The following is a 12,982-nucleotide window of genomic DNA, read 5'->3' on the forward strand; positions in this document are numbered from 1 at the left end:
TTGTGTGGTACGTGTGCATTACACTTGTATCACATAGAGATTGTGTATGTCATCTCAAAATTATTGCAATAATAAATCAAAAAAGGGGGGCGGTAAATCTACTATTGCTGTTAATATTTCCTTTGGTGCTACGTTAAGGATCGTGTTAGGATTTTTTGATATTATGCATAGCCATACACCACCCTATCAACCCCACATCCTGCGCTAAGCCTCCGTATAACATGCGAGTAGTTATGCCTAATCCAATCCGCTATGAATCTTGTTGGCATTGTTAGCGTTAGTGTGTTGGTTTCCATGCACTCAACGGCTAATGCTTTAGAAAACCAAACCTCATCTACTACCACCCCTAACTCTTCTCTCAATCTCTTTCTGATTTGATTCCATGCTTTGTTTTCGTGGATTATATCTAGTCCCTTACTGCTATCTGAACTTCCAATATCTTTGCTATTAGAGATAATAGCAGATGGCTTGATTTGAGGATATATCATTTCCTTTTTTGCTTCTTTTGCTATCTCTCCTGTATCTATTCCATCTTCATCCTCTCCGACATCTCCAACCACAGCCACATAATAACCGTTAATACCATATACTGCCTCTAATTGCTCGCTTAAGCATTCTATTTGCCTCGTGTTTAAATCTAATCGGTTTGAAATTAATGCAGTAATAAAGCTATTATCAGGATTTAGCTTAAACTCTACCTGCGTTAGTATCTCATATGCCACATTAGTACTAAATCTCCCTGCTATTTTCTTCCTAACTTGCATTTCTTTGCTGGTATCCAAGGAATTCTCTATTTGGCTTAGGTATTTCTCATATTCTAATAAGTTTTGCTCTTCCGAATTAATGTTACAGCTGAACCTAAATGTTGTATGATTTACTAGCGGTCCTTGATGTTTCTCGTGCTTTAGTATCTGTACCATATAGCTTAAAAATGTCAATTTGTTCTTAAATCTATTCTCAGGATATTTGATATAGAGTTTTAACAGTAACTGATTTACAAAGTTAATGCTAAATTCTCTACCAGCTCTAAAGTTCAGTGTATCAACATCTTTCGCAGAAAGTGGATAGAAGTGCCTTAATTCCGTATATTCAGATATACCTTTGATGATTCTTGCAGCGTACTCAGAGGTAGTATTAGAACAAGATGGTTGAGTCTTGATAGAGCTTTTAAAAGAATTTTTATAAGATTCAGATGGAAACGAGCTTTGCTCGCTTCCCAAAAACTCTTTTTTAGTATCTAAATAATCTATATTTTCAATAATACTATTCTTTAATACAAAGTCTTTATTATTTAATTGACTAGAATCAGTGCAAGCAGGGTCATATTTAGTGCATTCCCATTTGTTATTCCTACGAAAAGCGGGCATCCAAGTTTCTTTGGTATCATACCGTGACTTGATCACGGTATCTTAGGACTTAGTCTACGATACGAAATCCCGCGCTCAAGCCACGGGATAATATTAAAGGTTACTGAATTCCTGCTTTCGCAGGAATGATATCGAGGGTTTAGCGATGACATCGAGGGTTTTTAAAAATTATCCGTACTATATACTTCTAGTAAATGAAAAGCAGATAGACGAAGTGTAATTTGGAAAAGAGCAAGGCGTTTTATATTTTTTGACCGCAGCGTACATAAACGATCACGCAGATCAAAAAATATAAAACAACGACGCCCATTTTTCAAATTAAACGAGTATATGACCGATCTCTATTTATTTAACGGGGTTTCTACCAAAGCATGCTTAAGTACTTGGTCGATATTTGACACGGATATAATTTCTAGGCTTTCTTTTATATGCGACGGTATATCTTTTAAGTCTTTAACATTCTCCTCAGGAATTAATACGGTTTTAATCCCTCCCCTGCTCGCAGCAAGTAACTTCTCCTTAAGACCACCTATAGGTAAAACATTTCCTCTTAAAGTAATTTCACCAGTCATTGCTACAGTGCGGTGTACGGGTATTTTAGTCATTAACGAAACAATAGTAGTAAACAAAGCACAGCCGGCAGACGGTCCATCTTTTGGAATCGCTCCGGCCGGTACGTGAATGTGAATATCAAAATCTTTATAATTATCGTATTTTAATCCAAAATTTGTTGCTCTGCTTCTAAAACAACTATAGGCAGCTATTGCCGATTCTTTCATAACATCACCAAGTTTTCCAGTGGTCTTTATTTCACCTTTCCCTAGAAATGCTAAAGCCTCTATAGTTAAAAGCTCTCCTCCTAATTCAGTATAAGCAAGTCCTGTAGTACTCCCTATTTGGTCTTCTTGCTCGGCAAGCCCGAAATTATATTTTTTAGCCCCTAAAAATTCTTCAAGATTATTACTATCTATGGCGATATGCTTAACTGTTTTATCTACTAAAATTTGCTTTAATGCTTTTCTAGTTAACGCTCCTATTTCACGTTCTAAAGCTCTTACACCTGATTCCTTGGTATAATATCTAATTAAATCCAAAATTGCCGTCTCAGATATAGTAATTTCATCTTTTTTGATTTTATGCATTTTAAATTGTTTCGGCACTAAATAATTTTTGACGATTTGGCGCTTTTCTTCCTCTACATAACCGGATATATATATTTTTTCCATTCTATCACTTAAAGCTCTAGGTAAATCATGTGAGTTAGCAGTAGCAATAAATATTACATTTGATAGATCATATTCTACTTCTAGATAATGATCAACAAAGTGACTATTCTGCTCAGGGTCTAATACCTCAAGCAAAGCGGATGCCGGATTACCTCTAAAATCAGCACTCATTTTATCAATTTCATCAAGCAGCATTACAGGGTTACTAGTCTTAACTTTCTTAAGTTGACCTAAAATTTTACCTGGCATTGATCCAAGGTAAGTTTTTCTATGCCCTCTGATTTCTGCTTCGTCTCTCACACCGCCTAGAGCAAATTTAGTGTATTTTCTGCCCATTCCTTCAGCAATAGATTTTACAAGTGAAGTTTTACCGACCCCTGGCGGACCTATCAAACATAATATAGGTCCTCTAATTTTACTTGAACGCTGTAATACCGCTAAATATTCTATAATTCGTTCTTTCACTTTTTCGAGTCCAAAATGGTCACGATTTAAAATTTTCTCTGCTTGGTGAATATCTATTGTGCTATTATCATACTTACCCCAAGGCAAACTTAGCAAAGTCTCAAGATAATTACGCGTCACTCCCGACTCCGCCGACATTTGATTCATACTACGAAGTTTTTTAAGCTCTGATTCTGCTTTCTCTTTAGCTTCTTTAGATAATTTTAAACTTTTAATTTTTTTCTCAATATCGGCAAGTTCCGATTTATCTTCATCAAGTTCCTTTTGAATCGCTTTCATTTGTTCGTGCAGATAATAATCACGCTGCGTTTTTTCGATTTGCTTTCTTACTCTTTGCTGCAATGCCTGCTCGGTTTCTGAATTGACTATATTGGAAGTAAGCGTACTAATAACCGTAGTGATACGCTTAAAAGGGCTAGTTTCTTCTAATAAATGCTGCTTTGCCTCAAGTGAAGTTATCAGATGTGAAGCTAATATATTTATAATATTTATAAAATGAGTACTATTACTTATTTCTTTATTGATAGTTTCAATAATTTCCGCATTAACTTTCTTATCATTAATCGCATATTTACTAAATAATTGTACTGCATTATCCACTAATGAACGCATGTTATTAACATCAAATATTTCTTCATCCGGAATAATTTCATAATTTGCTTCAAAAGCTTCTTTGCCTTTGATATTGCTTAGCTTTACTCTTGCTACTGCTTCTATTAATATTTTTGCCGTATTATTAGGCAACTTCACTATTTGGATAATCTTGGCAAGTATAGCTGTGTTATAAAGTTCATGTTTACTAGGGTTTTCTTGATCAAATTTTTTCTGTAAAGTTACTAAAATATATTTACTATTATCTTCCTCAGAAATGGTAGTATGAGATAACGCTTGCAGCGATTTTTGTCTACCCACCAAAATAGGTGCAATTACTCCCGGGAATACTACCATATCTCGTAATGCCATAAGCGGCAGGGATTTTTTATTCATCAATTAAAACCTTTTAAAATTTCTCATTATTAGCTATATAATATAGTATAAATGCGATTTCAAGCCATCTTTATTAATTATATTTATGACTTTATTACTACAATCTGCTCAAAATGTAGCTACTGCACATACTAGAATAAAACAATATCTACATTTAACTCCAATCGTTCACTCTGAAAGCTTAAATGAGATGCTCGGTCATGAGATTTTTTTTAAGGTTGAATCATTACAAAAAACCGGTGCATTCAAAGTTAGAGGAGTATTAAATCATTTATTGGAATTAAAAGAGCAAGGAAAATTACCTGATAAAATAGTCGGTTATAGTACGGGTAACCATGGGATTGGTCTTGCTTATGCAAGTAAATTATTCGGTATTAAAACAAGGATTTATTTACCGTTAAATACTTCAAAAGTAAAACAGCAAGCAGCTCTTTATTACGGCGGTGAAGTTATATATACATATACTCGACAAGAAGCGGAAGAAAAAGCAAAAGAAGATGAAAAGCAAGGATTTTACTATATACATCCTTCCGATAGTGATTCTATAATAGCAGGAGCAGGAACGTTATGCTATGAAGCATTACAGCAGCTAGGCTTTAGTCCTGATGCTATTTTTGCCTCTTGCGGCGGCGGCGGTTTAATTTCCGGCTCATACCTTGCCAAGGAATTAATATCACCGATAAGCTTGTTAATAGGTTCAGAACCGCTTACGGCTAATGATGCTTATTTATCGGTTAAAAATAATAAGATATATAGATTTGATGAGGCACCGACTACCATCGCAGATGGTCTTAAAACCTTAAGTGTATCAGCTCGTACATTTGAATATCTGAAAAAACTTGATCATTTTTATTTAGCAGAAGAATATGAAATATATTACTGGACGGCGTGGCTTACTCATTTACTTAAAGTTATATGCGAGCCGTCAAGTAGTATAAATATGGTTTCAGTGGTGAATTGGTTAAAAATACAAGCCAAACCTCAAAAATTACTGGTACTAATCTCAGGCGGTAATATCGACCCTATGCTTTATAACGAGCTATGGAAAGAGGAGTATTTAACCGTTCCACCAAGTATTACTAACTAAAGATAAATATCGTCATTGCAAGAAGAAGCTGTAAGTTTCGACGAAGCAATCTCAGGATATTTGACGAGATTGTCACGCAGCTTACGGCTGCTCGCAAGGCATTGTTGCGTGGATACCGATGTCATTCCTGCGAAAGCAGGAATCCAGTATAAAGCGAGATAAATCGAGCTTTTAATTTCAAAAATTTTCTGTATTTATACTTTCTTTCTGGATTCCCGCTTTCGCAGGAATGACATAAAACCAGCTATACAACAACGTTCCGCCTACGCGGGAATGACGTAAACGAACCACGCAATACGACTTCCTCACAATAACATATACTTTCCAAATTATATTAAAATTTAACCCTTACTTCTTACTGCTGCTTGATGTTTAGTAGAAATATTAGGAGTGATTTGCGGAGGTTTTATATTAGAACTTCTTAGTTTTATTAAATCTTCAAATATGGTTTTATCAAATGCTATTGGATTGATTTTTCTGAGTTCCGCTAAATTAAAATTATTAACTTCTTGCGGTTGCACTATAATAGCCTCACCCTTAACAGGAATTAAATTTTTAAATTCAGGATTAGTTGCTGTTTTATCTTTATTTTCATTCAAAAATTTTGTTAGACCTTCAGCTATTTCAGGATTTGTTAAAGCATTTGAAAAGATTCTATCATTAACTGTCTTCACTACATATCCATCACTTAGAGTAATATATTTATCTATAACTTTTCCTAATCTTTCCTCTAAATAGTTTCTACCTGTAAATAGCTGTTTAAATTTTTCCCATAAAGAAGTACCTCTATCATTAACATCTTTTAATTCAGTGGCTATTTTAGTACTATTGTCAGTTAGATAAGTAGAATCTAACTTATTTAATTCCCTTATTATTACTTCAGGATTCTTTATACCTGATGAGTTAGTAAGTATAATAGTTTGTTCTAATTGCTTACTAATTTTATTATTTTTTTCTAATCTATTACTAATCTGCTGCACCGTATAAGTGGCGGCCTTTTGTAATTCCTTAAATTCCGCTTGAGATAATTTATTTACTCTTGGGATAAACTGCTTACTATCTTCATTAAATTTCTGATTTTTATCTCCTTGAATAATAAATTTTTCATATTTCTCAAGTTTTTCCGGAGTATTTTTAGGATCTTGTTTTAATATTTCTATAGCTTTATCTTTTACAGCCTGTGCATATTGCCCTTTAGGTATAGAATTCCCGCTTACGGCTATTAATGCCTCTTTAGTTGCTCTTATAGGACCAGCAAAGATTTCTTCTTCATCTTCTATACCCATCAATGATAATGCATCAAAAGATCCTCCGTTATTTAGAGGAAGTACAAACCCCTTAAGTGCTGCTTCAGCCCTTGCAACATCAAACTTTAACTTATCTGCTACACTAGGTATCAGTTTTGTATCTTGTCCTAAATTGATATGCAAATTATCTACTAATTTTTGTATATCTTTATGTTCTACGACTTCACTAATAACTTTACTGGCAAGTACTTCAAGCGTACTAGTGATATATTCTTCAGATTGTAAATATCGTTGAATAGGATCTGGAGTAACAATATTTTTATTCAAAGTATCTAATCTACTATTTACGTTTTTTATATCAACTATCTTACCTCTTACTGCAGCCGATATCTCAGTTACTTCATCATTTTTTTTAATTTTTTCAATAGTACCATTTATATTAGTTATAATCTCTGCCATATAATACTCATGATTAAGTTATTTGATATAATAATGAACCAAGTTATCAAACTTCTTAAAAATTTGCAACTATATTATCATATAAGTCATTATTTACTATGCCCTGACTGTTATCCACTCTCTTTAATTTTATTAAGCGTATCAACATGAGATATAGGGGTTGATATAGAAGACTTATAGCTTTGGGATATTGTTTTATTTTGCTCTTTACCTTGCTCTTTTTTTGCTGTTACGATATTGATTTCTTTATTTGGTGCTTGTTTGCCTCTTTGTAATTCTTCCGACAAATTGTTCATATCTATATATAAACTATTACTTTTTTCAAAGTTAGCTACTGCTTTATCTATATTTTTTTGAGCATAATCCGTATCGGTAAAAACTGCTACTATTCTTTGCCATAGCTTAGGCTTGACTACTCTTTGTAATTCTAATGCTATATTTACTCCCCATCCGTGTTCGGTTAAATATCCGGGATCTAACTCTGCTAATATTTTTTAGTACCGTTAACAAGTGCAGGATTGCTACTCTCAAGTAATAGAGCAAAATTCTTGATAATTTCTCTACCTTGCTCTGTCATTTTTTCAGGCGGTAGTTTACTTATTGCCGGTAGTAATGAATTTATTATTGCACTTTTATTTACTCCTGCTTCTTGAATTATATCTACTCCTTGCTTTATGTTTTTATTTGTTGCAATGTTTTTTCAAGAAACTCATATAATTTATCTATTGTACTTTTAAAAGTGTTTTGAACCACAACTTGTTCTGGAGTTAATGTAGTTTGTTGTAAATCTATATTCTTATCAGCTTTCTTAATTAATTTTTCAGCCTCTAATATTGTTTAGGTAGAAATTTTAACTTTTGCTTCTGTGTCTTCATCATAAAAAGGTTTATTTAATTTTTCTTTAACTTTTTTTTAAGAGTTCTTTTTCATATTTTTTACGAGGTATTTGTTGATCACCTACACTTATTTCTGTTAAAGCAATTTCAACAGCGTTCTCTTATAAGCTGTTGCTTGTACTTTAACAGTGATATGATCTACTACTCCATCACATGATATTGGAAAGCTTTTAATCATAGCTTCATTTTTAGCTACATATATATCTTTTTCTTTAGGCAATAAATTTATAGTATATTTTTATTTTCTTTCAATAAACCAACCAATTTTTCTATTTTAGTATCATCAAGATATTGATTTGCTACTTTAGGAGAATATAAACTTATAGCTGCTCCTACAGCTTGTAAACGTAGGTCTTGCCTTTTGATTAGAGAAGGCTCTTCTGAAGCAAGCTTTACTTTTTTATCTAGTTTTCTTATTATCACTGCTGTACTATCAACTTGATATTCAAAAACAGTTTTAAGTGTCTCTTGTGGTCTATCAGGTATTAGTGCCTTGGCCATATCACTTCCTCTGTTAATTATTATTAATTAAATTAGTTAAAGTATGCAAACCAATTTAAAATTTATGAATGAAAATTAATTAAAACTTATAAAAAGAATTGTATTTTTTCATAGAAGAGGCCCTAATCGTAATTTCATCAGGGATTTCGGTTATGAACCTTGAAGGGTAAGAGCGGACTATTTCATAAAATATTTTTCTGCTTTCGGCGTGGGTAATGTAGAGGTCTTTTTTGGCTCTCGTAATACCGACATAAGCAATGCGGCGTTCTTCTTCTAAGCCTTTTTCGCCGTCTTCGTCTAAAGACCTTTGAGACGGAAATACCCCCTCTTCCCATCCCGGTAAAAACACTACGTCAAACTCAAGCCCTTTAGCTGCGTGCAGGGTCATTATAGTAACAGAACCACCGTAATTAGTTTCAAGCACTTCGTTTTCCATAACTAAACTTGAATGTTCGATAAAATCATGAGCATCATTAAATTCGGCAATAGCTCTAAGCATTTCGTTAATATTTTCGATTCTACCGAATGCTTCTTCGGTCTTTTCTTCTTGAAGCATTTCAAGATAACCGGAATCATCAAGTATTGCTTTAACTACGTTTATTGGAGCATCTATACTAAATCGTTCGTACCAATGATCAATTTTAATAACCAAATCTTTTAGAGTTTCATATGGTTTTGCTTTAATCTCGCCCATTTCCAACATTTCTTTAATGGCTGCGAAATTAGAAATATTTCGCTCAAGTGCATAGACTCTAATTTTATTTAAGCTCGCTGCACCTATTGCCCTTTTCGGTACATTTATAATACGCTCAAGTGCTAGATTGTCATTTTGATTCAAAGATATACGAATATAAGCAAGTACGTCTCTTATTTCCATACGTTCATAGAACCGCAAACCTCCTATAATTTTATAAGGCATAGCACTATTTATAAACGCTTCCTCAAAACTTCTTGTTTGAAATCCGGCTCGTATTAATATTGCAATATTGCTAGCATTATATCGGTCTTCTCTCACTAACTTATCTATTTCACCGGCTATATATCTTGCTTCTTCTTTATCACTCCAACAAGAGATAATTTTTATCTTTTCACCGCTTTCCTTATCTGTCCATAACGTTTTACCGTGACGGTTTTTATTATTATTGATTACATTAGAGGCAGCAGCAAGTATTGGCAAAGTTGATCTATAATTCTGCTCTAATTTAATAATCATTGCACCTGCAAAATCTTTTTCAAAACGTAATATATTCCCGACTTCTGCTCCTCGCCAACCATAGATAGATTGATCATCATCGCCTACACAGCAAATATTTTTATATACACTTGCGAGCATTCTTGCCCATAAATATTGGACAACGTTAGTGTCTTGATATTCATCGATTAAAATATATCGATATTTTTCCTGATAATATCTTAGTATTGCGGGATTTTTAATAAAAAGCTCATTATTATAAAGTAGCAAATCTCCAAAATCTAAAACATTAGACATAAGTAAATTTTTCTGATATTCTTCGTATACAAGTTTTGCCACCCTCTGCAGTGGTAAATTAGTATCTGATGCTGATAGTTTACTTGGTAATAATCCTTGATCTTTCCATCTCGAAATTATGATATGTATTAATTTAGGAGCATATTTTTTAGTATCAATATCTTTTAGTTTGACTATATCCTTAACTAATTTTAATTGATCATCATGACTAATAATAGTAAATCTATTATTTAAACCAAGATTTAAATGCTCAATTTGGTCACGTAATATCCTAGCTGCCATTGAGTGGAAAGTGCCTATATTAAGACCGTAGCAATTAATTAGACTGTTCACTCTTTCAGCCATTTCTTTAGCAGCTTTATTAGTAAAAGTAACAGCTAGAATATTTTGAGGTGAGGCTAAATTTTGGTGAATAATATTAGCTATTCTTGAGGTAAGGACTTTTGTTTTACCTGTCCCTGCACCTGCAAGCAATAAAAGCGGTCCTTCAGTATGAAGAACTGCTTTTTGCTGTTGTGGATTTAATGTATGTATGAAATCTTGATCTTGCATTTGTTTTTAAAGGTGTTGTAAATTGGTTGTCATCCCGTGGTTCGGTTTTCCGTCATTGCGAGGAAATTACGAAGTAATTGACGAAGCAATCCAGTAAAAAATTCTGATTTACAGAATTTTTTGTTATTTTTTCTGGATTGCCGCGTCGCTTCGCTCCTCGCAATGACGATTTGATATCCACGCAACGATGCCGCCACGGTATGACACTATTCTAAAATATCACCTAATTCTTTTCAGATTTTTAATAATATAAGAAATAGTAATTATCGGACTACAAATAATTATTTTAAATAACCTAAAATAAGAGCTTAAATTTCTATCTTCGATAAACCAATTATATAAATCATTTATAGGCTTAATCTTATCAGCTATAATGTATTTATCTTTAAATAATTCTTTTAAAGCTCTTTTGGCCTGTTTTGCTTCTACTTTATGCTCTATTGTTAAGCTTTGATCATGTACTCGGTAGAAATATAAAGAGTCCGGTATATGAGCAAATTTCGTAACAAGTCCAAAACGAAGCCAATATTCATAATCATCCACCAACTGCATATTTTCATTATATCCCCCTATTTGTCTTGCTAAATCGGCTCTGTATAAGAAACATGCACCGACACAATCTCTAATTGGTAAAAACTCAGGCGGTTCTTGATAAAGTCGTGCACCTATACTACCTTGCTCATCGATTAAAGTATAATCAGTATATACAAGCCCTATATCAGGTGAATTATCAAGTATCTTAACCATTTTTTCTAAAGCATTGTCATGGAAAAGATTATCATCTGAAGTCCAAGTAAAATACTCTCCCTTAGCCTCTTTAAAAGCAACATTCAAACTTGCTGGTAATTTTTTATTGGTCTCGTTTACTATTACCTTAATACGTGAATCCTGCTCTGCATATTTCCTAGCTACTATAACGCTACTATCTTTTGAGCAATCATCAATAATAATAAGCTCAAAGTCTTTAAAGCTTTGATTAAGACAGCTCTCAATAGCAAAAGATAATAGCTTCTCCCTATTATAAACCGGTAAAACTATTGAGATTTTTAGAGTGTTAGTACGCATCCACCCCTAGAATATCAAGTTTTTCTATATATTGAATTACGGTTTCTTGTAATTCATCGGAATAATCATTATGCTCAAAGTTTAATAATGTATTACATAAAGCATTATTAAACTCTTGAGGTATTATGATTTCAATCTTATTAAATTGTTCAATTAGTCGTACTATAGGATCAAAATATTCAATTGAAAGCGGTATCGTTTTATCTAACAATTCAGCAAGATTATTAGATGTTATGTGTAAGTGGTGATTTACTTTTTCTGTACCTATTATTAAACAAAGCGGTTCATAATTATTAAGTATAAGGCTAATTTCTTCAATTTTTCTTTCAATATCATTTATAGGAACAGGCATAATTATTATTTTCATTGTCATCACGTGATCAAGCTGGCGTTGTTGCATGGATCGGTAAAACCACCTGTGTCACCCCGTGGTCAAGCCACGGGGTGACACAGGTGAAATTGATACACGCAACAATACCTAGCAGGAATGATATAAAAGAAACCATGCGGGCATTCTTAATTCTGTAAATTTATATATTTCGTATTTAGATATTCAAATATCCCTTCAAATGAGCCTACAACTCCAAAGCCTGAAGCTTTACGCCATGCAAAAGGTGCTTTTGCATTTCCGGTCAATGGGTTATTAATTGAAACCATACCGAAATCAAGCCTAGTTGCTATCATTTGTGCCACAATATATTATTTGAATATACATATCCTTGCAAGCCGTATTCGGTATTATTTCTACGTTCTATTACTGCATCCAAATCTTTAAATTTATAACAAGCAACTACCGGACCGAATATTTCTGTTCTAAAGATATCCATATTATCCAAACAGTCAATAAAATAGTGGGCTCAATAAAATTATCAACAACTTTACCACCACAAATTAATTTAGCTTCTATACTTTGTGTATCAACGAGTAGCTTTTGTATTTTTTCTATGGCAGCAGAATTAATTAACGGACCTACATCCGATTCCTTATCAAATCCGTCACTGGCTTTAAGCTTAGTAAATTTAGCCTTTAGAATTTCTATAAATTTTTCATATATAGATTCTTCTATAAATATCCTATTTGGTGAAGTACAAGACTGCCCGCTATTTCTAGTTTTAGCAACTACCAAATCGCTTGCTACTTTTTCCAACTTATTATCTGCCATTATAATGAAAGGAGCATTGCCGCCAAGTTCCAAAGATAAACGTTTTAGAGTATTTTCGGCATTTTAATATAGAATTTACCGACATTTGTAGAACCGGTAAATGATAATTTCCAAAGCCTAAAATCTTCACAACAAGACTTACCTATCACATCCGCATCACCGGTAATCACGTTAAATACTCCAGCGGGCAAACCCGGCATTGCTTGCAAATTTTGCAAGTATTAAAGCTGATAGAGGCGTAAGGCTTGACGGTTTTAATATAACGCTGCAACCCGCAGCTATTGCAGGTACTACCTTGCGAGTAATCATTGCATTTGGAAAATTCCAAGAAGTTATAGCTGCAGACGGTCCTACCACACGCGTCAAGTTAAGGGATGTTTATAAGTTTAAGAGAAGATAAAGTAGATTTTTTTGTTTTCCTATATTTATCTTTTAAGCAAAAACTTACCCAAGCTATTCGTAAATTTTTAAAGAAGTTT

10 protein-coding genes and 2 pseudogenes are annotated in these 12,982 nt (G+C 33.3%); 1 reads left to right on the top strand and 11 read right to left on the bottom strand.

From position 1 onward, the window contains the following. Positions 1-161: 161 nt before the first annotated feature. Positions 162-1,343 (bottom strand): annotated as a pseudogene (locus ACKTSD_RS04520) (DnaA N-terminal domain-containing protein); the annotation flags it as partial. 365 nt (positions 1,344-1,708) lie between these two features. After that, a complete protein-coding gene (lon, locus tag ACKTSD_RS04525; RefSeq protein ID WP_412708191.1) occupies positions 1,709-4,045 on the bottom strand; it encodes an endopeptidase La in 2,337 nt (778 codons plus the stop codon). An 85-nt stretch (positions 4,046-4,130) separates the two neighbouring features. Here lon and ACKTSD_RS04530 point away from each other — a divergent pair, with 85 nt between their 5' ends. Next, a complete protein-coding gene (locus ACKTSD_RS04530; protein WP_412708192.1) occupies positions 4,131-5,132 on the top strand; it encodes a serine/threonine dehydratase in 1,002 nt (333 codons plus the stop codon). A gap of 341 nt (positions 5,133-5,473) precedes the next feature. Here the strand turns inward: ACKTSD_RS04530 and ACKTSD_RS04535 are convergent, their stop codons facing one another. From ACKTSD_RS04535 to ACKTSD_RS04575, 9 genes and pseudogenes are all read right to left on the bottom strand, one after another. After that, a complete protein-coding gene (locus tag ACKTSD_RS04535) occupies positions 5,474-6,838 on the bottom strand; it encodes a hypothetical protein (RefSeq protein WP_412708193.1) in 1,365 nt (454 codons plus the stop codon). Positions 6,839-6,948: 110 nt separating this feature from the next. Then, complete coding sequence (locus ACKTSD_RS04540) at positions 6,949-7,134, bottom strand: hypothetical protein (RefSeq protein WP_412708194.1); 186 nt, start codon at positions 7,132-7,134, stop codon at positions 6,949-6,951. A gap of 676 nt (positions 7,135-7,810) precedes the next feature. Then, positions 7,811-7,954, bottom strand: a complete 144-nt coding sequence (locus ACKTSD_RS04545; protein WP_412708195.1) for a hypothetical protein — start codon at positions 7,952-7,954, stop codon at positions 7,811-7,813. A gap of 5 nt (positions 7,955-7,959) precedes the next feature. Continuing rightward, positions 7,960-8,235 (bottom strand): hypothetical protein, encoded by a 276-nt coding sequence (locus ACKTSD_RS04550; RefSeq protein WP_412708196.1) that lies wholly within the window; start codon positions 8,233-8,235, stop codon positions 7,960-7,962. A 79-nt stretch (positions 8,236-8,314) separates the two neighbouring features. Next, the gene (gene pcrA / locus ACKTSD_RS04555; RefSeq protein ID WP_412708197.1) at positions 8,315-10,276 is read right to left on the bottom strand and encodes a DNA helicase PcrA; all 1,962 of its coding nucleotides are present in this window, start codon (positions 10,274-10,276) and stop codon (positions 8,315-8,317) included. A 219-nt stretch (positions 10,277-10,495) separates the two neighbouring features. Next, positions 10,496-11,341: a glycosyltransferase gene (locus ACKTSD_RS04560; protein WP_412708198.1), complete on the bottom strand. Its 846-nt coding sequence runs from the start codon at positions 11,339-11,341 to the stop codon at positions 10,496-10,498. Then, positions 11,331-11,708 (bottom strand): hypothetical protein, encoded by a 378-nt coding sequence (locus tag ACKTSD_RS04565; protein ID WP_412708199.1) that lies wholly within the window; start codon positions 11,706-11,708, stop codon positions 11,331-11,333. Before ACKTSD_RS04565 ends, ACKTSD_RS04560 begins: the two co-directional genes overlap by 11 nt. A gap of 13 nt (positions 11,709-11,721) precedes the next feature. Further along, positions 11,722-11,847, bottom strand: a complete 126-nt coding sequence (locus tag ACKTSD_RS04570; RefSeq protein WP_412708200.1) for a hypothetical protein — start codon at positions 11,845-11,847, stop codon at positions 11,722-11,724. Positions 11,848-11,857: 10 nt separating this feature from the next. Further along, positions 11,858-12,857, bottom strand: a pseudogene (locus tag ACKTSD_RS04575) (aldehyde dehydrogenase family protein); the annotation flags it as partial. Positions 12,858-12,982 lie beyond the last annotated feature (125 nt).

It is taken from the genome of Candidatus Rickettsia kedanie (genome assembly GCF_045865205.1).
In the GTDB taxonomy this organism is placed as follows: Bacteria; Pseudomonadota; Alphaproteobacteria; order Rickettsiales; family Rickettsiaceae; genus Rickettsia; species Rickettsia australis.

What these genes read in the sequence shown, in the direction of transcription:
- lon (WP_412708191.1), bottom strand. Translation starts at nt 4,045, where the DNA reads ATGAATAAAAAATCCCTGCCGCTTATGGCATTACGAGATATGGTAGTA.
- ACKTSD_RS04530 (WP_412708192.1), top strand. Translation starts at nt 4,131, where the DNA reads ATGACTTTATTACTACAATCTGCTCAAAATGTAGCTACTGCACATACT.
- ACKTSD_RS04535 (WP_412708193.1), bottom strand. Translation starts at nt 6,838, where the DNA reads ATGGCAGAGATTATAACTAATATAAATGGTACTATTGAAAAAATTAAA.
- ACKTSD_RS04540 (WP_412708194.1), bottom strand. Translation starts at nt 7,134, where the DNA reads ATGAACAATTTGTCGGAAGAATTACAAAGAGGCAAACAAGCACCAAAT.
- ACKTSD_RS04550 (WP_412708196.1), bottom strand. Translation starts at nt 8,235, where the DNA reads ATGGCCAAGGCACTAATACCTGATAGACCACAAGAGACACTTAAAACT.
- pcrA (WP_412708197.1), bottom strand. Translation starts at nt 10,276, where the DNA reads ATGCAAGATCAAGATTTCATACATACATTAAATCCACAACAGCAAAAA.
- ACKTSD_RS04560 (WP_412708198.1), bottom strand. Translation starts at nt 11,341, where the DNA reads ATGCGTACTAACACTCTAAAAATCTCAATAGTTTTACCGGTTTATAAT.
- ACKTSD_RS04565 (WP_412708199.1), bottom strand. Translation starts at nt 11,708, where the DNA reads ATGAAAATAATAATTATGCCTGTTCCTATAAATGATATTGAAAGAAAA.
- ACKTSD_RS04570 (WP_412708200.1), bottom strand. Translation starts at nt 11,847, where the DNA reads ATGGTTTCTTTTATATCATTCCTGCTAGGTATTGTTGCGTGTATCAAT.